Annotated in this window: 16 protein-coding genes; 11 read left to right on the forward strand and 5 right to left on the reverse strand. The window is 37.4% G+C overall.

Annotated features, from left to right (window positions below):
- Nucleotides 1-241 precede the first annotated feature (241 nt).
- A complete protein-coding gene (locus HNP36_RS16105; protein WP_184166774.1) occupies nucleotides 242-1,360 on the forward strand; it encodes a vWA domain-containing protein in 1,119 nt (372 codons plus the stop codon).
- Nucleotides 1,361-1,419: 59 nt separating this feature from the next.
- A complete protein-coding gene (locus HNP36_RS16110; RefSeq protein WP_184166777.1) occupies nucleotides 1,420-2,859 on the forward strand; it encodes an AAA family ATPase in 1,440 nt (479 codons plus the stop codon).
- Between the two features lie 239 nt (nucleotides 2,860-3,098).
- Here HNP36_RS16110 and HNP36_RS16115 read toward each other — a convergent pair whose 3' ends face one another.
- Nucleotides 3,099-4,727 (reverse strand): acyl-CoA carboxylase subunit beta, encoded by a 1,629-nt coding sequence (locus HNP36_RS16115; RefSeq protein ID WP_184166780.1) that lies wholly within the window; start codon nucleotides 4,725-4,727, stop codon nucleotides 3,099-3,101.
- A gap of 392 nt (nucleotides 4,728-5,119) precedes the next feature.
- On the opposite strand from HNP36_RS16115, the gene HNP36_RS16120 reads away from it, so the two are divergent.
- From HNP36_RS16120 to HNP36_RS16135, 4 genes are all read left to right on the forward strand, one after another.
- A complete protein-coding gene (locus HNP36_RS16120; protein WP_184166783.1) occupies nucleotides 5,120-5,998 on the forward strand; it encodes a DMT family transporter in 879 nt (292 codons plus the stop codon).
- Between the two features lie 13 nt (nucleotides 5,999-6,011).
- A complete protein-coding gene (locus HNP36_RS16125; RefSeq protein WP_184166786.1) occupies nucleotides 6,012-7,094 on the forward strand; it encodes a PorV/PorQ family protein in 1,083 nt (360 codons plus the stop codon).
- A gap of 23 nt (nucleotides 7,095-7,117) precedes the next feature.
- Nucleotides 7,118-7,870 (forward strand): hypothetical protein, encoded by a 753-nt coding sequence (locus tag HNP36_RS16130; protein WP_184166790.1) that lies wholly within the window; start codon nucleotides 7,118-7,120, stop codon nucleotides 7,868-7,870.
- A 72-nt stretch (nucleotides 7,871-7,942) separates the two neighbouring features.
- Entirely contained in the window at nucleotides 7,943-10,816 is a 2,874-nt protein-coding gene (locus HNP36_RS16135; RefSeq protein WP_184166793.1) for a T9SS type A sorting domain-containing protein, read from the forward strand.
- A gap of 49 nt (nucleotides 10,817-10,865) precedes the next feature.
- Here HNP36_RS16135 and uvrC read toward each other — a convergent pair whose 3' ends face one another.
- Nucleotides 10,866-12,659 carry an excinuclease ABC subunit UvrC gene (gene uvrC / locus HNP36_RS16140; protein WP_184166796.1) on the reverse strand — a complete coding sequence of 598 codons (1,794 nt, stop codon included), beginning with the start codon at nucleotides 12,657-12,659 and terminating at the stop codon, nucleotides 10,866-10,868.
- Between the two features lie 88 nt (nucleotides 12,660-12,747).
- The gene (locus tag HNP36_RS16145; protein WP_184166799.1) at nucleotides 12,748-13,509 is read right to left on the reverse strand and encodes a hypothetical protein; all 762 of its coding nucleotides are present in this window, start codon (nucleotides 13,507-13,509) and stop codon (nucleotides 12,748-12,750) included.
- Nucleotides 13,510-13,645: 136 nt separating this feature from the next.
- Between HNP36_RS16145 and hutH the strand changes: the two genes are divergently transcribed.
- From hutH to HNP36_RS16165, 4 genes are all read left to right on the forward strand, one after another.
- Nucleotides 13,646-15,136, forward strand: coding sequence for a histidine ammonia-lyase (hutH, locus tag HNP36_RS16150; protein ID WP_184166802.1), 1,491 nt, complete (start codon nucleotides 13,646-13,648; stop codon nucleotides 15,134-15,136).
- 9 nt (nucleotides 15,137-15,145) lie between these two features.
- Complete coding sequence (locus HNP36_RS16155; protein WP_184166806.1) at nucleotides 15,146-15,613, forward strand: DUF2059 domain-containing protein; 468 nt, start codon at nucleotides 15,146-15,148, stop codon at nucleotides 15,611-15,613.
- Between the two features lie 90 nt (nucleotides 15,614-15,703).
- Complete coding sequence (locus tag HNP36_RS16160; protein ID WP_184166809.1) at nucleotides 15,704-16,150, forward strand: GNAT family N-acetyltransferase; 447 nt, start codon at nucleotides 15,704-15,706, stop codon at nucleotides 16,148-16,150.
- Between the two features lie 117 nt (nucleotides 16,151-16,267).
- Complete coding sequence (locus HNP36_RS16165; RefSeq protein ID WP_184166812.1) at nucleotides 16,268-17,761, forward strand: S8 family peptidase; 1,494 nt, start codon at nucleotides 16,268-16,270, stop codon at nucleotides 17,759-17,761.
- An 89-nt stretch (nucleotides 17,762-17,850) separates the two neighbouring features.
- Here the strand turns inward: HNP36_RS16165 and ygiD are convergent, their stop codons facing one another.
- Nucleotides 17,851-18,678, reverse strand: a complete 828-nt coding sequence (ygiD, locus tag HNP36_RS16170) for a 4,5-DOPA dioxygenase extradiol (RefSeq protein WP_184166815.1) — start codon at nucleotides 18,676-18,678, stop codon at nucleotides 17,851-17,853.
- Between the two features lie 107 nt (nucleotides 18,679-18,785).
- Nucleotides 18,786-19,298: a YceI family protein gene (locus tag HNP36_RS16175; RefSeq protein ID WP_184166818.1), complete on the reverse strand. Its 513-nt coding sequence runs from the start codon at nucleotides 19,296-19,298 to the stop codon at nucleotides 18,786-18,788.
- 296 nt (nucleotides 19,299-19,594) lie between these two features.
- Between HNP36_RS16175 and HNP36_RS16180 the strand changes: the two genes are divergently transcribed.
- Nucleotides 19,595-21,736 (forward strand): S9 family peptidase, encoded by a 2,142-nt coding sequence (locus tag HNP36_RS16180; protein ID WP_184166821.1) that lies wholly within the window; start codon nucleotides 19,595-19,597, stop codon nucleotides 21,734-21,736.
- Nucleotides 21,737-21,863: the final 127 nt, after the last annotated feature.

Below are 21,863 nucleotides of genomic sequence, written 5' to 3' on the forward strand. Positions count from 1 at the left end.
CCACCAGCTCCGATGGTACTGCGAAAGCGGGAGAGTAGGTCGCCGCCAGTTTTTATTAAAAGTCTCATACAACACTGTTGTATGAGACTTTTTTTTGTTTGGAGACTAATCCATATTCATTCATAATCCATATAAGCCTTACTTCACTTCTGAAAATAAATCAAGATTATTTCTATTCATAAAAAATTAAAATAGATTAAATCTCTTAAAGACCTTACTATATATGTTGTAACTTTATTGTATGAAAGAGCATATTGTGAGAGGGTTCAGATTTGGAAATTACAAAGCACCGGAGTTATCTGTATTTGATCGGCTGTTGGAAATTTTTACAGATTTGTTAACCCATACCTCGGGAGATTTTGATGAAGCGATCGACTGGCTTCGAATGTTGGATGAAGAATACCAACTTACTACTCCGGAATACACTATCGATGATTTTATTGAAGACCTTAAAAAGAAAGGATATATCCGTGAAGAAGTTGATCATAATGGTGGAAATGGGATTCGCCTGAGTGCAAAAATGGAACAGAATATTCGCAAACAGGCACTTAATCAAATATTCGGGAACCTTGGAAAAAGTGGAAATGGGAATCATAAAACTAATAAAAGCGGAACGGGAGAAGATACAACAGGAGAATTCCGTAATTATAATTTTGGCGATCCGGTAGAAAAAATTTCTATTACGGAAAGTCTTAAAAATGCCCAAATCAATAATGGAATCGGTGATTTTCATCTTACTGAAGATGATCTGATTGTGGAAGACAGTATTCATCAATCTCAGATGAGTACGGTTTTGATGATAGATATTAGTCACAGTATGATTTTGTATGGTGAAGACCGAATCACTCCGGCCAAAAAAGTAGCAATGGCACTTGCAGAACTGATTACTACACGTTATCCGAAAGATACTTTGGATATTATCGTTTTTGGTGATGATGCATGGCCCGTTAAAATTCAGGAACTTCCTTATTTGCAGGTGGGGCCTTATCATACGAATACGGTTGCCGGTCTTCAACTGGCGATGGATATTTTACGCAGAAAAAGAAATACCAATAAACAGATTTTTATGATTACCGACGGAAAACCTAGTTGTGTTCGTCAGGCGGATGGTACCTATTATATGAATTCTTACGGTTTGGATGAGTATGTGGTTCAGAAGTGCTACAATATGGCGTCTCAGGCCAGAAGATTACATATTCCTATTACTACTTTCATGATTGCTCAGGATCCATATTTACAGCGTTTTGTGAGTGAATTTACAGAAGCCAATCAAGGAAAAGCTTTTTATACCGGACTTAACGGTTTAGGTCACATGATTTTTGAAGATTATGAGACCAATCGTAAGAAAAGAATTCGTTAAAAAATTCATTATTCATAAAAATATATTTCAAGAAATTTATAAATCAGATTTTAAATAAAATGACTGAAAAGCCAACTATAAAAACATTAGGCTCCCTAAGAGCATCAGGATATACATCAAAAAATATTAAAGACGAATTAAGAGATAATTTAAAAACTAAAATTCGGAATAAAGAGTCTGTATTTGAGGGGATTTTCGGTTACGAAAATACAGTTATTCCTCAATTGGAGCATGCTATTCTCAGCCGACATAATATTAATTTATTAGGATTGAGAGGGCAGGCAAAAACCAGGCTGGCAAGAATGATGACGTCTTTGTTGGATGAATGGATTCCTTTTATTGCAGGAAGTGAAATTAATGACGATCCATTGAATCCGATTTCCCGTTTCGCTAAAGAATTAATTGAAAAAGAAGGTGATAATACTCCGATAGAATGGCTTCACCGCGATGAAAGATTTTTCGAAAAACTGGCGACTCCGGATGTTACCGTTGCCGATCTGATCGGTGATGTAGATCCTATTAAAGCAGCCAATCTTAAACTCTCTTATGCAGACGACCGTGTGATTCATTTTGGGATGATTCCGCGTGCGAACCGTTGTATCTTCGTAATTAATGAATTGCCGGATCTTCAGGCGAGAATTCAGGTTTCTTTGTTTAATATTTTGCAGGAAGGTGATGTGCAGATTCGCGGATTTAAGGTAAGAATGCCTTTGGATATTCAGTTTGTTTTCACAGCGAATCCTGAAGATTATACGAACAGAGGAAGTATCGTAACACCTTTGAAAGACCGTATCGGATCTCAGATTCTAACGCATTATCCTGAAAGTATTACTATTGCAAGAGAAATCACCAATTATGAATCCAATTCAGACAGCCGTCAGAAAAATGGAGTATATGTTCCCGCTTTGGCGAAAGATCTTTTGGAGCAGATTGGCTTTGAAGCCCGTGAAAGCGAATATGTAGATTCAAAAAGTGGAGTGAGCGCACGTATGAGTATCACTGCTTTTGAAAATTTATTGAGTACAGCAGAACGCAGGTCTTTGCTAACAGGTGACGAAACAACTTCTGTAAGACTAAGTGATTTTGTGGGTATCATTCCTGCGATTACAGGGAAAGTGGAGTTGGTGTATGAAGGCGAACAGGAAGGAGCAGAAGCGGTTGCTCAATTGCTAATTGACAATGCGATCAGAACTTTATTCACATCCTATTTCCCGAAAGTGGAAAAGTTGGAGAAAAAAAATATTGACGGACCATTCAGCCAGATTACAGATTGGTTTTTGGAAGATGATGGCTTCCTGGAAATTACAGATGAATCTTCAGATGAAAACTATGCGAAATCTCTTAACAGGATTGATCCGCTAGATCAGATCATTGAAAAATATCAACCGGATACGCAGCCGGAAGATATTTTATTTTTGAAGGAATTTATTCTTTGGGGATTGGCAGTTAATAAAAAACTGAATAAAGAGAGGTTCAGAACAGGAGTGTTCTTTTCTTAATTAAATATTTTATATTTAAGAGGCTTTTTCTCTTTCAGTACTTATTTTTTTATAGTTTCGGCTGCGGCTTTGCCGCCGCAGCCGAAACTATAAAATGAACTCAAATAATAGTCGTAATCGAAGCTAAGACCGCAGTCATTATTTAAGCATTTTAAAAAAAAATTTCGGAAATAAAATAAAAAAAGATGTGGAAAACGAATCCACATCTTTTTTATTATTTTAATGATAATCCGGCAGCATCAAACCTGAATAACTCCCAGATTAAATTTCTCGGTAATCGGAGAATGATTTGCCGCTTCAATTCCCATAGAAATCCATTTTCTGGTATCTGTAGGATTGATGATGGCATCTGTCCAAAGTCTTGCAGCAGCATAAGTAGCCTCTGTCTGCTTTTGATATCTTTTTGTAATAGTATTTAAAATTTCATTATGCTCTTCTTCAGAGATCTCTTTGCCTTGTTTTTTCAATGTAGATTCCTGAATCTGCACTAAAACTTTTGCAGCCTGAGCTCCACCCATTACAGCAAGATCTGCCCATGGCCATGCTACAATTAATCTTGGATCATAAGCTTTACCGCACATGGCATAATTTCCGGCTCCGTAGGAATTTCCTGTAATAATCGTGAATTTAGGAACTACAGAATTTGAAACTGCATTTACCATTTTAGCACCATCTTTAATAATTCCACCGTGTTCAGATTTTGAACCTACCATGAATCCTGTAACGTCCTGAAGGAATATCAAAGGAATTTTTCTCTGGTTACAGTTGGCAATAAATCTGGTTGATTTATCTGCAGAATCTGAATAGATAACTCCACCAAACTGCATTTCACCTTTTCCGCTCTTTACAAGCTTTCTTTGGTTGGCTACAATTCCTACAGACCAGCCATCGATTCTTGCTGTTGCACAAATGATGCTCTTTCCGTAATCAGGCTTATATTCTTCGTATTCAGAATTATCAACCAGGCATTTAATGATCTCATAAGTATCATATTGTTCAGCTCTTGAAACAGGCATAATCCCGAAAATATTTTCAGGTTTCTCTTTTGGCTGAACGCTTTCAATTCTGTCGAAACCCGCTTTTTCAGTAGATCCGAGAGATTTCATGATATTTTTGATCCTGTTCAGAGCATCTTTATCATCTTTAGCTTTATAATCTGTAACTCCTGAAATTGAGCAATGTGTAGTAGCTCCTCCCAAAGTTTCGTTATCAATACTTTCTCCAATAGCAGCCTTCACCAAATAGCTTCCTGCAAGGAAAATAGAGCCTGTTCCTTCCACGATCATCGCTTCGTCGCTCATGATTGGAAGATATGCTCCACCTGCAACACAACTGCCCATTACTGCAGAAATCTGGATAATTCCTGCAGCACTCATTTTAGCATTATTTCTGAAAATTCTTCCGAACATTTCTTTATCAGGGAAAATCTCATCCTGCATAGGAAGGTAAACACCGGCGGAATCTACCAAATAGATAATCGGGAGCTTATTTTCCATGGCAATCTCCTGAGCTCTCAGGTTTTTCTTTCCGGTAATAGGAAACCAGGCGCCCGCTTTTACAGAAGCATCATTGGCAACAACAATACATTGCCTGCCGGAAACATAACCCATTACAACTACAACGCCTCCGCTGGGGCATCCGCCATGCTCTTCATACATTTCATAGCCGGCAAACGCACCTATTTCAATGGAATCTGAACCTTTATCAAGAAGATATTCAATTCTTTCTCTGGCTGTCATTTTTCCTTCATCGCGAAGCTTTTGAAGCCTCTTTTCTCCGCCTCCTTTTTTTATTTCAGCGAGCAATTGATTGATTTCAGATAATTTTAATCTATTCTGATCTTCCCGTTTGTTAAATTCAAGGTCCATAAAATTTTCAATTTTTTACGGCTAAAGATACTATTTTTATAATGAATTCCATTTGAAGTAAAACAAGCGTTTAATATATTGGTTCTCAGAAAATTGTGAAATTTTTAACAAAAAAATATTTTTAAATTACTGATATTTTTTCTAACTTTACTTCAGAGTAAAAGGGATAATATTCCTTGATAAATACTCTAGTTCCTAGTTTATTTTTTTAATAGTTTATTATTTGAAGGCCCTGAACGTTGAACAAATTTTCAGGGTTTTTTATGTGAGAATTATGATGAATGAACTTTATTTTACATTTTCTGCTTTTTTTCTGCCAAATTTATCTTTTTATCAATATTTCTAAAAGCTATTTGTAAATTTGCCTGTTAAAAATTTACAGAAGTTAGAATATGCAAAAATTAGCACTTTTCAGGCTGCATTTGATTGTTTTTTTGTGGGGGTTCACTGCTATTTTGGGAAAACTCATTCATGCCAATGCCCAGATTCTGGTATTTTACCGGATGCTGTTTGCTGCTGTATTTTTATTTGTATTTATCAGGATTTACAAGAAAGAGAGTATTAAAGTATCAAGAAAAATATTCTTTCAGCTTGCCGGAATAGGCTGTGCTATGGCGCTCCATTGGTATTGTTTTTTTTATTCTATTAAAGTATCCAATGTTTCAATAGCATTAAGCTGCCTGTCCCTTTCCACTTTATTTGCTTCCATACTGGAACCGGTTATTTTTAAACGGGAAATTGATATCTCTGAAGTGGTAATGGGAGTGGTAATAGTTGCTTGTATACTATTAATTTTTAAGACTGAATTTCATTTTAAAGAAGGGATCATATATGGAATTCTCTGTGCCGTATTCGGAACTGTTTTTTCTGTTTTTAACGGTAAAATGTTTGGCAAAACAAGCTCGGGAAATATTATATTCTATGAAATTTTCAGCGGATGGATTTTTCTGGCGATAATTTATATGTTTACGGGGCAGATTTTTCAGATACATGAAATAAACTACAGAGATCTGGCGTTAATATGCTTGTTGGCAAGTGTTTTTACGGCTTTCCCAATGCTGGAATCGGTGAAGCTGATGAAATATATTTCGCCTTTTACTCTAATTTTAACAGTTAATTTAGAACCTGTCTACGGAATTATACTAGCTTTTTTTATCTTTGGAGAATCAGAAGAAATGAGTCCTATATTTTATGTAGCTTCAGGCGTTATGATATTGGCTATTATTGTAAACGGATTAATGAAAGCCAGAAAACAAAAAAACTTTAACTAAGCATCAAATTTATATGATGAAGAAATATTTTTTATTTGCATTTTCACTGCTGTTTGGGTTGTCCCAATCTCAGATCATAAGAAAATACTCTAATGAATTTTTAAATATCGGGGCCGGAGCAAGAGGACTGGCGATGGGGGGAGCTGTAATTTCCAACCAGGATGATGTATATTCACCCATGTGGAACCCGGCAGGTTTGATGGCTATCGAAAAAGACTGGCAAGGAGCAGCAATGCACGCAGAATATTTTGAATCTATTGCGAAATATGATTATCTGGCTTATGCAAAAGTATTGGAACAGGGCGTATTTGGAGTTTCTATTGTAAGGCTCGGGGTAGACAATATCCTGAACACTACACAGATGATTGATTCTGAAGGTAATATCGATTATGATAAAATTACAAAATTTTCCCAGTCCGACTATGCTGCTATCCTTTCTTATGCCTTTAATCCGGCAGGAAATACAAAGCTGGATGTAGGGGTAAATGCTAAAATTGTTTACAGAAATGTAGGGAAATTTGCCAGCGGCTATGGTTTCGGTTTTGATATCGGGGCTATTTATAAAGCGGACAACGGATGGAAATTCGGAGGTATGTTGCGTGATGCAACTACTACTGTCAACTTTTGGAGCATCAATCAGGGAGAACTTTCAACGGTAGTGAACGGTGAAGAATTTAACCCGGCACCAAAAGATAAAATGGAGCTTACCATGCCTAAACTGAATGTGGGGGCAAGTAAAATATTCAATATCAACAGCAGCGTTTATGTATTACCGGAAGCCGGAATCAATGTTGACTTTGCCAAAACTGCAGCTTTAATATCAACAGATTTTGCAAGTATAACTCCTTATGCCGGTGCTGAACTTGGGTATCAGAAAATGATCTTTGTAAGACTTGGGGTAAACAGGTTCCAGTCTATTACAGATATTGAAGACCTGAAAAGAAAAGTTTCTTTCCAGCCGAGCGCCGGTCTTGGAATCAGATACAGAGGATTGACACTGGATTATGCAATCACGAATTCAGGAATTGGAGGTTCCAATTTCTACTCTAACTTTTTCTCTCTTAAATTGGATATGGGAGCTTTCAGAAATGATTAACTTTGAGATGTAATTTAAAAGCAATGAAAAAGATTTCAATACTCACATTAATGCTGGCACTAACTACTGTTTTTGGACAGAAGGTTTCAGATTATAAATATATTTCTGTTCCGGAAAGATTTAAAGACTTTGATAAAGATTCTTACGGACTTGAAGCAGCAACGATAAAAGGCCTGTCAAACAAGAAATACATAGTTTTGCAGGGAATAAAAGATTGGCCTGCAGATGCAAGAGAAAATCCCTGTTATGTTTTAAATGCTAATGTATTAGATAACAGCAACTTTTTGAAGAATAGAGTAATGATAGAAATTAAAGACTGTAATGAGAAAACTTTATTTTCCTCAAAAGGTTCCTCTAATATCAAAGACTTTAAGGAAGGATTTCAGGATGCATTGAAACAGGCAGTTATTGCAGTTCCTGTTTCAAATCCTCTGTCCACTCTTCAGATTACAAAAGCTGAAAGTCCACAAGAACAGGTGGTTAAGAAAAGTGAGGAAGCTTCATCTGCACCAGTTTCAGAAAATAAATCAGGAAAATATACAAATGGCAAACTGAGCCTGCAGAAAATACAGGTTGATAACAATCAGTTTATTCTGGCAGACAGTGGAAGCTCAGTACCATTTGCTGTTTTCAAAACTTCTTCTAAAAAAGACATCTTTAGGGTAAAGCTTGCGGACGGGAGTTATACCATCGGGTATTTTGAAAATGGAAATATCGTGATTGATATGCCACAATCTAACGGGGACTTTACTAAAGAAGTATTCTCAGCAAAATAAGATACATTTGAATAACAATATATGATCCTTAATTCAAACGAAAGAATGAGTTAAGGGTCAATTTTATTACCTATGAAAAAAATTTATATTTCCATATTGGCAACTTTGTCAATATATTCCAATGCACAAAATATTTTCAATGCCAAGCTGCATGAAATAAATTTCGGTTCTTCCAGTGATCCCGGCAATTTGATTAAGCTGAATGATCTGATTATTTTTCCAGCCACAAGATTCAGTGATGAAGGAAGAGAACTCTGGTGCTTTAATTCTGTAACTCAAAAATCTGCATTACTTAAAGATATTTTCCCGGGTTACAATAGTGGTCTGTCCGGTTCTCCATCTTTTGTAAATGTAAACGGCAAAATATATTTTCTGGCTCAGGAGACCTTTTCCAGTTATCAGCTTTGGGTAACAGATGGAACCGTTGCCGGAACGATGAAAGAAAAAGATCTCAATTCAAACTATTCTATCGGTAACCTTGTTGTTGCCGGAAATAAAATTTTCTATTACGTACAAAATGAGCTGTGGTCGTATGACACGGTTTCAAAGGTATTGCTGAAAGTGAAAACCTTTGTGTATTCCGGAGATGTAAAAATGTATTCATTTAATAACGAATTAATTATAGGTGCCGATGACGGTGTTTCTGGAAAAGAAATCTGGAAATCGGATGGAACTGTAGCCGGAACTGTTCTACTGAAAGATATTGCACCTAATGCGGGCGGAAGTATTTCTGGGGATTTTAATATACTACCCCTAAATAATAAATTTTACTTTATTGCCAATCTGGGAACCGGGTATGAACTGTATGCCAGTGATGGAACTGAAGCCGGAACTGTTTCAGTAAAACCCGTACGGACACCCCGTTTGAATGGAGCTTCTGCAGATAATTATTTTGTATTTGAAGGATTTGATCCTGATGCTGGAGGAATGGAACCCTGGATTTCAGACGGAACGGCTGCAGGAACCAAAATACTTAAAAATATAATGCCGGGAAATACAAGTTCCATGGCGAACAGTAAATTTATAAGGCTTAATAATAAAATATATTTCGATAGCAATGCCAATGGAGTAAGTCCGGCTTATGGTGACTATATTTGGGAAACAGACGGTACCGAAGTAGGAACTGTTTTATTCAATACTCCACCTGAAACTGAATTGTACGGAAAAAGTTCAGATGGTATGCATTTAATCCTTACAAAACCAAACTATGGCAACAGGTATTGGATAACGAACGGAAATCCATCTCAAACATTTGAAATTACAGATATTGGAATGCCTTATAATAATAGCTTTATTGATCTGAATTCTAAAATTTATCTCACAGGATATAATCCAAAGAATGGAACAGAACTATTCTCAATAAATCCGGTTTCTCAAACTTCTTCTTTAGCCACTGATATCAGCAGATTTGAAAGTTCTGCACCACATTCTTTCGAAGTTCTGGACAATGAACTCATTTTTATTGCTGCAGACCGCCAGTATAACAATCAACTTTACAAAAGAAATAAAAACACACAACAGCTTGAAAGACTTTCCACTTTTGGAAACACTTCATTTATGGGAATGTTTTCTGATAATAAAGATACTTTCTTTAAAATAGGAAACTATCTTTATACTAAAAACGGGACTCCAAATCCAAGGAGTGGCATGTACAGAACGGCTGGTACAGAGATATATTCAGAAGGATTATCCACACCACCGGGGACGGTTACTTACGATACTTCCTTCTATGTCAACCTAAATGACAATACCCTTTTATTTTCCGGCTATAATAATGTAATAGGAACAGAATTATGGAAAATAGACAACGATACAGATACAGCGGTTCTGGTAAAAGATATTTCAGCAGATAATATGGGAAGTATGTACAATACGGATTCCCAAACCGCAGTTTTGAACGGCTCTGCCTATTTTGTAGCCAAAGAAAATGGCAAGCTGGGAATCTGGAAATCCGATGGTACATCTGCAGGAACTTCAAAAGCTATTGAATTTAGCTATCAGGACGGAACAGATGGAGATATTAAAGTATTAAAGAGTTTCAATAACAAGCTTTTCTTTACAAAAAGACAGGAAAACAATTCAAGCTATGGGCAAAATGAGCTGTGGGCTTCAGATGGAGATCAGGCATCTGCGGTCTTGTTGAAGTCGCATGCAGTACCTTATGGCTCGGGAAATATTTCCAGGGAAACAGAGGTTTTAAATGGTAAATTGTTTTATAATACTACAGGATATCCATCAGGTCTTTATTCAACAGATGGTACTGTTGTAGGAACTACCGAGATTCTAAGCGGAAACTTTTTTGGGGAAACTAAATTTAAAAAATGTGGAAATCTGCTGTTTTTTACCAATAACAATGGTGCTCAACTTTGGAGAACGGATGGTACTGCTAGTGGTACTTTCAGTTTAGTTTCCAGCTTATCTTCTGCAAAAGAGATGCTCTGTATCAATAATTACCTGTATTTCCTGAACGGAGATTCCCAGAAGGTATGGAAAACAAATGGTACGACCTCGAATACAATGCCCATGGATATTTTTGTAACCAATGATGACAATCAGCTGATGCCTAACGAAAATATAGAAAAAATAGCAACGGATGGGGAAAAATTATACCTTTCCATCGCAACAAAAAATCATGGTAGCGAAATGTATGAAATTACGGATACCCTGCCGGTATATTTAGCCACTGATGATATTCGTAAAGATGATAAAAATACCAATGCAGATATTCAGATCTACCCTAATCCTGTTACAGATTATTTTTCAGTAAAGAGTAAAGGAAATTATAGAATTGAAACAGTGAAGATCTTTGATGCTTCCGGAAAATTGATAAAGAATATAGCGAGCATTAATGATAGGATTAATGTATCAGATCTTTCTTCAGGAATTTATTTTGTCAGAATAAAAACCGAAAAAGGAGAACATCTAGGTAAGATCATAAAAAAATAACTACACAAAAGGCTCTTTCTAAGAGCCTTTTTATTTGTTTTGTGTGATATTAATTACTGTTGAAGTATTCATATATAACGGACGCCTTACTTTTCCCAAGAATCTCTTCCAAAGTTTCCAGGCTTGATTCTTTGATCCTTTTTACAGATTTCAGTTTGGAAAGTAAAAGTTCAATCGTTTTTTCTCCCACACCCGGAATTTCTTCCAGCTCAGATTTTATCGTAGAGTTTTTCCTTCTCGTTCTGTGGTGCTTTACCCCGAAACGGTGGGCTTCATCTCTTACTCTCTGAAGAATCTTCAATGTTTCGGATTTTTTATCTAAATATAAAGGAATAGAATCTTCAGGAAAGAAAATTTCCTCAAGCCTTTTCGCAATTCCTACAACCGTAATCTTGCCGTAAAGTCCCAATAACTTTAAGCTTTTTATGGCAGAAGAAAGCTGTCCTTTCCCTCCGTCTATCAGGATCAGTTGCGGAAGATCTTCCCCTTCATCCAGCATTCTTTTATAACGGCGGTAGATCACTTCCTCCATGGTAGCAAAGTCATTGGGGCCTTCTACCGTTTTTGGATGGAAAATCCTGTAATCAGCTTTGCTTGGTTTGCCGTCTTTAAAGACTACACATGCGGAAACAGGATTTGTCCCCTGGATATTGGAGTTATCAAAACCTTCAATATGTCGCGGTTCCACAGGCATCCGGAGGAGTTTCTGCATTTCGGCCATAATTCTGTTTGTATGCCTTTCAGGATCTACAATCTGTACCTGTTTTAGCTTTTCCAAACGGTATTCTTTCGCGTTTTTCTCAGAAAGCTCCACAATTCTTTTTTTGTCACCCACTTTTGGAACAATCAGCTTTACATTCGGAATTTCTACTGAAAGATGAAATGGCAATAATACTTCTTTAGAATCGGAACTGAATTTTTGACGGATCTCAATCAAGGCTTCCTCCATAATATCTTCATCCGTTTCCTCCAGTATTTTTTTGATCTCCGTTGTGAAACTCTGGATGATATTTCCGTTTCTGATTTTGAAGAAATTCACATAAGCCGCAGTTTCATCGCTCGTCATTCCGAAAACATCAACATCATCAATATTGGGGTTTACCACCGTGTTTTTGGCCTGGTAATCTTCCAGAATATCCAGTCTTTCCTTGATAACCTGTGCGTCTTCAAACTTAAGGTTCGAAGCCATTTTCATCATCTGATTCACCAGATATTCCTTTGCTTTACGGAAATCTCCCTTGATAATTCCCCGGATAGCATCAATCTTTTCATCATAATCCTCTTTACTTTCCAGATCTTCACAAGGGCCTTCACAGTTTTTAATATGAAACTCCAGACATACCTTATATTTTCCTTCCACTATTTTTTCCGGAGAAAGATTAAGATTACAGGTTCTGAGCTTATAAATATGCTTAATAGTATCCAGTAAAATCTTTGCCGGACGAACCTTGGCATAAGGTCCGTAATATTCAGAGCCATCCTTGATTACATTTCTGGTCAGAAAGATCCGTGGAAAGCTTTCATTTTTAATACAGATCCATGGATACGTTTTGTCATCCTTCAGCAAAACATTGTAAAAAGGGCGGTGTTCCTTGATCAGGTTATTTTCCAGTAAAAGTGCATCATACTCACTGTTTACAATGGTTGTTTCCAGGCGGACGATCTTGCTTACCATTATTTTAATACGGTAACCCGGAAGATTTTTGTTGAAGTAGGAGAGAACCCTTTTCTTTAAATGTTTGGCCTTTCCTACATACAGCAATTGATCGTTCTTATCATAATAACGATAAACGCCAGGTTCTGATGGTAAAGTTTTGAGCTGTAATTCTAAGGAAGGATTCATATAACAAAATTACGGAATCCTTCCCGGATTTAAAAGAACAAAAAAAGCTGCAGAATTTTCTGCAGCTTAATAATATGATTAAATATTTTTATCCGTTATTCATTGAAGTATATTCATTGACAAGGAAACTGAAATAGTCCCATTCAACAGAATTTTTAGGATATTTTTTCATGAATTCTGCATTGTCACCAAACAGGAAGTCATAATTGTCTTCAAAATCATCTTTATGAAGCCATAATACCTTGTCACCTTTTTTTACATAATAAGATTTAATAACCCCGCCACCAAGCTGTGGAGAACCCATTACAGAAAAACCTGTTGTTTCTTTAGCCCTCGGATCGTGGTATACAGAAATAATATCACTGAACTCAGGATTGATGAGCTGCATCAGGAATTCTTTGTCATCTTTTTTATTTTTCAGGGAAACGGTCTGGTTTACAAAGTGTATCCTTTCACCCGTTGTATTCTTTGTCAGTTTTTTGGTTCCGAAGTTTCTGATATTTCCAAAATATTTTCCAACTTTTGCAATTTTTTCCGCATTGGTAGGATATACATACATTTCACTGATTTGTTCAGCGTTAAAGACCTCGTTTTTTTTCGTGATGCTGTCTTTCACGGAAACTTCATAGATCTGTCCTTTTTTAGTTTCGATCTTACTGCAGAAACCTTTATGTGATGTTCCGTCTTTTAAAATAATCGTTGATGTCTTTTTTGGGGATGGAGTATTAAAACCTTCATTAAAGAGATATGTTTCCATTTTTTTGATCTCTTCCTTAGAATATTTTACTTTCTGGGCGAAAGTCGCAGTACCTGCCAGACATAATATTAGTAGTAGAATTTTCAGTTTCATAAGTTATTGATAATTGTTTTTAACTTTTGCAGCAAAAATAGTAAATTAATTTACTTATTATCAGAAAAATATAAAACCACAAAATATAGTTTTTACAATTATTGTTAAATGTGTAATTTTAAGGAAATTTTTAGAAATGATATACGGTGTAGATGTTTTCACTTTCCATGATGTTCTGGAAATCTGTAAAAAACCAGGTAAAGCTAAACTTAATAAAGCTGCCAAAGAACAGATCCTTAAATCTCAGAAAAATGTTCAGAAAATAGTAGAGTCCGATAGATGTGTCTATGGGATCAATACTGGTTTCGGACCTCTTTGTGATACCAAAATATCAGCTGACGAAACTGCCCAGCTGCAATATAACCTTATTATTTCCCATGCAGTAGGAGTAGGAAAGCCTATTGACAAGGAATTTTCCAAGATCATGATCATTGCTAAAGTTCATGCATTATCCAAAGGATTTTCGGGAGTTTCCCTGGAAGTAATTGAAAGACTGATTCTGATGCTTGAAAAAGATATTATCCCCGTAGTTCCTGAACAAGGTTCCGTAGGTGCATCAGGAGATCTTGCCCCGCTTGCCCATCTTGTGCTTCCATTGCTTGGATTGGGACAGGTCTGGGAAGGAGACCAGATTTTTGAAACGATGGAAGTTCTGGACAGACACGGCCTTGAACCATTGGCTTTAGGTCCGAAAGAAGGCTTAGGATTAATTAACGGAACCCAGTTTATCCTGGCTCATGCCATCAAAGGATTAGAAAAATTCGAGTATCTGTTAGATTTGGCAGATCTTACTGCTGCAATGAGTCTTGAAGCCTACAGAGGTTCTGCAAGTCCCTTCAAAAAAGAGCTACATGAGATCAGACCTTTTGAGGGAAGTAAAAAAGTAGCAGCCAGAATGGTTAAATTTCTGAAAGGTTCCGAAAATATGAAGGCTCATGAAGAATGTGAAAGAGTTCAGGACCCTTATTCCATGCGATGTGTGCCACAGGTACACGGTGCCAGCAGAAATGCTTTTGAACACCTTAAAATAATGGCTGAAACAGAGCTGAATTCTGTAACAGATAACCCAATTGTTTTAAGCGCTGAAGAATCTATTTCCGGAGGAAACTTCCACGGACAGCTGATGGCTCTTCCTTTGGATTATGCTACACTGGCAGCTGCTGAACTGGGAAATATTTCAGACAGAAGAAGTTACCTCTTGTTAGAAGGGAAATATGGACTGCCAAGATTACTTACAGAAAGCTCCGGACTGAATTCAGGATTCATGATCCCTCAATATACTTCAGCAGCTTTGGTTACTGAAAATAAAACACTGTGTTTCCCGGCATCGGCAGATTCTATCCCCACAAGTTTAGGCCAGGAAGACCATGTTTCAATGGGAAGTATCTCCGGGAGAAAATTCAATCAGGTTTTAGGAAATCTGGTGAATATTTTATCTGTGGAACTGATGTTTGCAGCACAGGGATTAGAATTCAGAAGACCTTTCAAATGTTCAAAGATTGTTGAAGAAAACTTTGCTGTTATTCGTTCTAAAGTTAAAAAGCTGGAAGATGACAGGCTGATAGGAAAAGATATGCTTGCAATTGCAGAATTGATCAATAATAGAGAATTTAATGTGCATCCATAATCAATTGAGATGAAAAAATTAGTTACCGTTTTAAGCGTATTTATGGGAACATTTGCTTTTTCCCAGGCATCAGACACAAAGATCCGGGAATTTATCAGAATAACCGGAGCTGATAAAATGGCAATCACAGCAATGCAGCAGTTTATTGAGCAGATTAAGGAAAACCATCCCAATGTTCCGGATGAATTCTGGAAAGAATTCACTGCGGAAGTTTCATCTAATAAAATGACCGATATTTACATTCCAATCTATGCTAAATATTATACAGAATCAGATATTGATGAACTTATAAAATTCTATAAATCTCCGATAGGTCAAAAAACTCTGACAGTTATGCCCGCTCTTATGAGAGAAAGTATGGAAGCCGGAGGGAAAATGGGACGTGAAATAGCCACTCAGATAAAAGAAAAACTTGATAAAAAGGCTGGCTATCAGGAACCGCCACCACCTATGCCTGAAAGAATTGAAAATAAATAAATTCCAAGCTTCCTCTCACAGGGGAAGCTTTTATATTGTAATCTAATTTTTAGATATTTAAATTGTATTAAATCTTTAAATCAATCAATAATGACCATAAAAAGAACGGATTCTTCCAATACGGATTTTCAGAATTTAGTCAAACTTCTTGATGCCGATCTTGCCATCCGGAATGGCGACGATCATTCATTCTATGACCAGTTTAATAAAATTGACAATATCAAAAACTGTATTGTGATCTATATTGATGAAATTCCCGCGGCCTGCGGAGCATTCAAAAAGTTCTCTGAAGATACCGTAGAAATCAAAAGAATGTTTACCAATCCGGATTTCAGGAAAAGAGGCCTGGCCACGGCCATTGTTCAGGAGCTGGAATCCTGGGCCCGGCAAGCGGGATACTCTAAAGCTGTTTTGGAAAGCTCACTTGAACAGAACGAGGCACTTTCTGTCTATGAAAAAAGCGGTTATTACAGAATTCCTAATTACGGGCAATATATAGGTATCGATAAAAGTGTTTGTTATGAGAAAAGATGGTAACCTTTTCAACTGGTAGATGTTACTATTAATATTCAGGTAATACTAAATTCATTTTTCATAAGCTTTTAAATCACCTTAAAGTGGTATATTGTGGTTTCAAACCATAAAATTAAAACTATGAAAAAAAGTGTATTTTACCTTCTGGCACTGTTCTTTGTTTTGAATTCGTGCAGCAGGGATGAATTTCAAAATGAGAATCCGGGAATTGAAGCTGTTCAGAAAGATCCTTTAACAGGAAAGCAGATCAATGCGGAAATTAACAGTACCATTAAGAATACCGGAACTTTTAACTGGAAAAATGCCTCAGACCATCTTCTCTGGAGTGCTGTTTTCAGGGGGAACAGAATGGTATCTATCGGTTTCGGGTCTTCTAAGGATGATTTTGACAGAAGTCTTTCGGTAAACAATAAAATGATGGAGGCTGAAATCCTGGATGCTATCCAAAAGCAGGAAGGAGTTGAACAAACTAGATTTTTAATTTCTTCAGATCAGTATCTCAATCAGGTGGATGTTCTCATAGAAAAGGAGGAGACTATAACAGCACTAAGAAAAATGAAAACCATCCGTTATGTGGAGCCGGGAGATTACCATTATTTTGAAATAGAAAATAGTACTAATCCCAATGCAAAATCAAGCGGTTCTTCATCGGGCTGCGGATTTGAATCCACTGCTTTAAATGCAGCAGACTACACCACCACTACACCAAATGCCAAAATTCCATGGGCATTCACCCAGCACAATATTCCAAGTGCATGGAGCTACAGCACAGGTGCCGGAGTTACCATAGGGCTGATTGATACGGGAGTTTCACCGGAGCAAACCTTATTGGGAAGCAGTTTTAATACCGGAGCATCATCGGGAAGAACAATCAGTAAGTTTGGATCATACGTCAACGGTTCCACTACAGACGGGCCGGCTGATCAGTGCGGACACGGAACCAAAATGGCTTCCGTAATGGCAGCCCCGAAAAATAATGCAGGGCTTCCTGTAGGAGTTGCTTACAACGCCAACTTAATAACTTATCGGGCAGCTTCCAACGTGGTATTGGAAACTTCCAGTGAGCAAAACGGAGTAAAAACAGCATTTACTGACCTTGCCAATAATACCGGTGTAAAGATTATTTCTATGTCAATGGGACACATCTTTTCAGTAGGAAAGATTGAAGACGGAGTGAAATATGCATATTCTAAAGGAAAACTGATTTTCTGCGCAGGAGGAACTTCTACCAGCTTCACCAATTTCGTAGGTGTTATTTTCCCGGCAAGTATGTCCGAAACTCAGGCTGTAACCGGAGTTAAAGAAGGAACTTCCAATCAGAAATGTGATGTCTGCCATTCAGGAAGCCAGATCGATTTTACCTTCCAGATGGAAAGAGCCAACGGAAATACGGTTCCGGTTTTAAGTTACTATAACAACCAGGCTGATTATGTAGGAGGTTCATCAGTAGCTACCGCTGCTACCGCCGGTATTGCTGCCCTTGTCTGGGCTAAAAATCCTTCATGGACAAGAGAGCAGGTACTGAATAAAATGAGACAGTCCGCGACCTATTATCCAACTGTGAATTCAAGCTACGGCTACGGAAACATCAATGTTCTGAAAGCTGTACAGTAGGATATATTTGTCTGAAGCCGGAAAAGGGGAGTTGTTGAAGATAAAAACTTTCCTCTTCCGGTTTCAGACTTTCTTTAATAAAACACGGGTTATCCTATCCTTACACTCGTCATGCTTAAAGATCCTCCAATCAGTTCATCATTAAATAAAGAAAGATTTTCACTCTGATCTTTTAATCCCAGTGTATAAATCAGAGGAAGATAATGATCCGGTGTAGGAACTGCGTATTGCAGGAATGTTCCCTGTTTCTGATAATCTATAATATTTTGAAAATTTCCGTCAAGGAGCCAGTTATTGGTTTTCTCCCTTGCTTCTACAGCCCAGTCCCAGCCGGCACCAACCGTATCAATGTTTTTCCAGTCAATCAGCCGGAGATTATGAACAATATTTCCGCTTCCGATGATGAGGATTCCCTTTTCGCGGAGTTTATTCAATCTTTTGGCAAGATCGAAATGATATTGCGGAGGTTTGGTGTAATCTATGCTTAGCTGGATCACAGGGATGTCAGCATCCGGATACATATGCTTGATTACGGACCATGCACCGTGGTCAAGTCCCCAGTTATGATCTTCTTCCACCAAAATTGGCACCAAAAGCTCAGCCGTTTCTCTGGCTAATTCAGGACTTCCGGGGGCCGGATATTGCACATCAAATAAAGCTTTGGGAAAACCTCCGAAATCATGGATCGTTCTCGGCATATCCATTGCGGTTACAAAAGTTCCCCGGGTATACCAGTGTGCAGAAACACACAGGATAGCATTAGGAGTGGGAATTTCCTGAGCTGCTTTTCTGAAGCCCTGTACAAACTGGTTTTCTTCAATAGCGTTCATCGGTGAGCCATGTCCGAGAAATAAAACCGGCATTCTTTGGGTATTCCCGAAATTTTCACTGATGTTTTGCAGATCGTTGAGGTTCATAAATAGATAATGATTGAAAAAGGCTCAAGGCTTTTAGAAAATCCCTGAACCTTTTGTATGTTTTAATTTTGTATGGATATCCGGGATATTTTCCGGATTCATTTGTGTTATGCCTGTTTTACAAACTGTAATTCCCCGGCTATTCTTACTTCGTCACTTACCATTACACCACCTGCTTCAAGAGCTGCGTTCCAGTTAAGTCCGAAATCCTTTCTGTTGATTTTTCCTTCAAAAGAAAAACCTGCCTTTGTATTTCCCCACGGATCCACATTGATTCCTCCGAAGTCTACGTCCAGAGTGATAGGCTTAGTGATACCGTTTACCGTAAGATTTCCTGTTACTTTATCATTTAGAGCCTGAGACTCAAAAGAAATAGTAGGGTATTGTTCTGCATTGAAAAACTCGGCAGATTTTAAATGGTTATCTCTGTCTGTATTATTTGTGAATACAGAATCTGTCTGGATGGTAGCTGTAGTCTTAGCGTTGGCAAAGCTGTCATCTTCAGCCTCAATTTCAGCATTGAAAGTTCTGAAGCTTCCTTTTACATTAGAAATCATCATATGTTTTACTTTGAAGGTAATTTCACTATGCGTTGGGTCTAGGTTCCATTGTGTTGCCATTGTATTGTATTTTTTGTTTGTTATTGATACTGCAAATTTATAGCAGAGAGCATATACAAATCATTGATTTAGGTTAAGAAATGAAATAACTCCTGTTTTAATGTGAATCGTTCAATTTTGATTTGCAATTCACCTCTTGAAATCGTAATTTCAACTGTTTCTTCTTCCGGAAAACTACTATTAAGTTAAGAATTTATTTTTATCAATACATTAATCCTATTTTATGAATGTTTTATTTTAACATTTATTAACGGATGATTTTTATTTCTTATTTTTGAAGAATTCAATTTTATACAATGAAATTATATAGATTTTCTTTATTGATGCTGGTTCTGGGTGGTTCCGCCATAGCACAGACCCAGAAATTTACAATGGCGGAGGCAGTAAACGGACTGAGAACCAATCTTGCCGTGAAAAATATATCCCAGTTTTCATGGGCTGCAGATGGTAAATCATATATCCAGGCTGTAAAAGGCGGATATCTGATCACCGATCTTAAAACGAATAAGCAGGATACCTTAGTGTCTTTAACCCAGCTGAACAGATCTTTTTCTGATGCTAAATTAAAAGCTGTGCCTCAGATCAAATTCACGGGTAATTCAAACGGCTATTTCAATGCAAATGATAAAATGTTCTGGATTGAAAAATCAGGAAACGACTGGAAGGTAAAAACAGCTGCTTCGGTGGATGGAAATGCTTCCAACGTGAAAATGTTCGGAGATAACCAGACTTTTGCTTTTACGGTAAAGAATAATTTATATGTCAATAAAAACGGAAAAACAATTGCTGTAACTAATGATTCTGATGAAAATATCATCAACGGAGGTTCAGCGGTCCACAGAAATGAATTCGGAATTGATACCGGAATTTTCCCGGCTCCCAATTCAGAAGCCGTAGCATTCTACAGGATGGACCAAACAATGGTGGCAGATTATCCTGTGATTGATTGGTCTGTGACACCTGCAGCAAACCATAACATCAAATACCCGATGGCGGGCCAGAAATCCCATGAAGTAACATTGGGAGTGTATAATATTAAAAATCAATCGACCACATTCCTTACAATTGAAGGTGAAAAAGATCAGTATCTAACGGCTATTACCTGGAGCCCGGATTCAAAGTATATTTTTGTGGGAGTCCTGAATCGTGGACAGAACCACTTAAAGATGAACCAGTACGATGCAGCTACAGGAAACCTGGTAAAAACTTTATTTGAAGAAACCAGCGATAAATATGTGGAGCCTCAGCATCCGCTTACTTTTTTCCCGAATTCCAATACGGATTTTATCTGGCAGAGTCAGAGAACAGGATATAATCACCTGTTTCACTACAGCCTTGAAAAAGGGCTGGTTGCCCAGATTACCAAAGGAGACTGGCTGGTAACGGATATTTTAGGCTTTAATGAAAAGAAAAAAGAAATCTATTTCACCTCTACAAAAGAAACGCCTCTTGAAAAACATTTATATAAGATCAACTGGGCAAGCTTCAAAATACAACGCATGGATGATGCAGCCGGTGTACACACAGGAATCCTGAGCAGTGACGGAAATTATCTGTATGATACCTACAGCAATGCCGGAACACCTAGATCTGTTAATATTATCAATACCGGAACGGCAAAATCAACCAACATTCTTACAGCTGACAATACACTGAAGAATTACCAGAGACCTGAAATTAAGAATGTTGAATTAAAAGCTGATGACGGAACTCCGCTTTATGGAAAAATCATCCTTCCGACAGACTTTGATGCAGGTAAAAAATATCCGGTTATCGTTTACCTCTACAATGGTCCGCACTTGCAACTAGTGACTAATACTTTCCCTGCCTCAGGAAATCTTTGGTACGAATATATGGCTCAGAATGGATACATTATTTTTACAATGGATGGAAGAGGTTCTGCCAACCGCGGACTGAAATTTGAGCAGGCTGTTTTCAGAAACCTGGGAACTACCGAGATGAACGACCAGATGAAAGGTGTGGATTATTTAAAATCCCTTCCTTATGTAGATGCTGAAAGAATGGGGATTCATGGATGGAGCTTTGGCGGATTCATGACTACAAGCTTTATGCTTCGTAAGCCGGATGTATTTAAAGTAGGAGTAGCGGGAGGTCCGGTAATCGACTGGAAGATGTATGAGATTATGTATGGTGAAAGATATATGGATACACCGCAGGAAAATCCTCAGGGATATGCCACAGCGAGTCTTCTGGATAAAGTTCAGAACTTAAAAGGAAAGTTACTGATGATCCACGGTGCACAGGACGACGTGGTGGTATGGCAGCATTCCGTCAAATTCATTAAATCTGCTGTAGACAATGGAGTACAGCTGGATTATTTTATATATCCGGGACATCCGCATAATGTAATCGGGAAAGACAGGGTTCACCTGATGCAGAAGGTAACGGATTATTTTGATCAGTATCTTAAAAAATAATAACAAAGGTCCAGCTTAAGCTGGACCTTTGTTATTGTAAAATATATTGATAATTCCTGTTATGAATAGTTATAATCTATTAATATTTTTATATTATGTGTTATTTATGTTTAATAATTATGTATTT

The sequence above is a fragment of the Chryseobacterium shigense genome, from assembly GCF_014207845.1.
GTDB classification, from domain to species: domain Bacteria; phylum Bacteroidota; class Bacteroidia; order Flavobacteriales; family Weeksellaceae; genus Chryseobacterium; species Chryseobacterium shigense_A.

Coding starts and splice junctions, on each gene's coding strand:
- HNP36_RS16165 (WP_184166812.1), top strand. CDS start 16,268: ATGAAAAAAAGTGTATTTTACCTTCTGGCACTGTTCTTTGTTTTGAAT.
- HNP36_RS16145 (WP_184166799.1), bottom strand. CDS start 13,509: ATGAAACTGAAAATTCTACTACTAATATTATGTCTGGCAGGTACTGCG.
- HNP36_RS16120 (WP_184166783.1), top strand. CDS start 5,120: ATGCAAAAATTAGCACTTTTCAGGCTGCATTTGATTGTTTTTTTGTGG.
- HNP36_RS16115 (WP_184166780.1), bottom strand. CDS start 4,727: ATGGACCTTGAATTTAACAAACGGGAAGATCAGAATAGATTAAAATTA.
- HNP36_RS16155 (WP_184166806.1), top strand. CDS start 15,146: ATGAAAAAATTAGTTACCGTTTTAAGCGTATTTATGGGAACATTTGCT.
- hutH (WP_184166802.1), top strand. CDS start 13,646: ATGATATACGGTGTAGATGTTTTCACTTTCCATGATGTTCTGGAAATC.
- HNP36_RS16175 (WP_184166818.1), bottom strand. CDS start 19,298: ATGGCAACACAATGGAACCTAGACCCAACGCATAGTGAAATTACCTTC.
- HNP36_RS16105 (WP_184166774.1), top strand. CDS start 242: ATGAAAGAGCATATTGTGAGAGGGTTCAGATTTGGAAATTACAAAGCA.
- HNP36_RS16110 (WP_184166777.1), top strand. CDS start 1,420: ATGACTGAAAAGCCAACTATAAAAACATTAGGCTCCCTAAGAGCATCA.
- HNP36_RS16125 (WP_184166786.1), top strand. CDS start 6,012: ATGATGAAGAAATATTTTTTATTTGCATTTTCACTGCTGTTTGGGTTG.
- uvrC (WP_184166796.1), bottom strand. CDS start 12,659: ATGAATCCTTCCTTAGAATTACAGCTCAAAACTTTACCATCAGAACCT.
- HNP36_RS16130 (WP_184166790.1), top strand. CDS start 7,118: ATGAAAAAGATTTCAATACTCACATTAATGCTGGCACTAACTACTGTT.
- ygiD (WP_184166815.1), bottom strand. CDS start 18,678: ATGAACCTCAACGATCTGCAAAACATCAGTGAAAATTTCGGGAATACC.
- HNP36_RS16160 (WP_184166809.1), top strand. CDS start 15,704: ATGACCATAAAAAGAACGGATTCTTCCAATACGGATTTTCAGAATTTA.
- HNP36_RS16180 (WP_184166821.1), top strand. CDS start 19,595: ATGAAATTATATAGATTTTCTTTATTGATGCTGGTTCTGGGTGGTTCC.
- HNP36_RS16135 (WP_184166793.1), top strand. CDS start 7,943: ATGAAAAAAATTTATATTTCCATATTGGCAACTTTGTCAATATATTCC.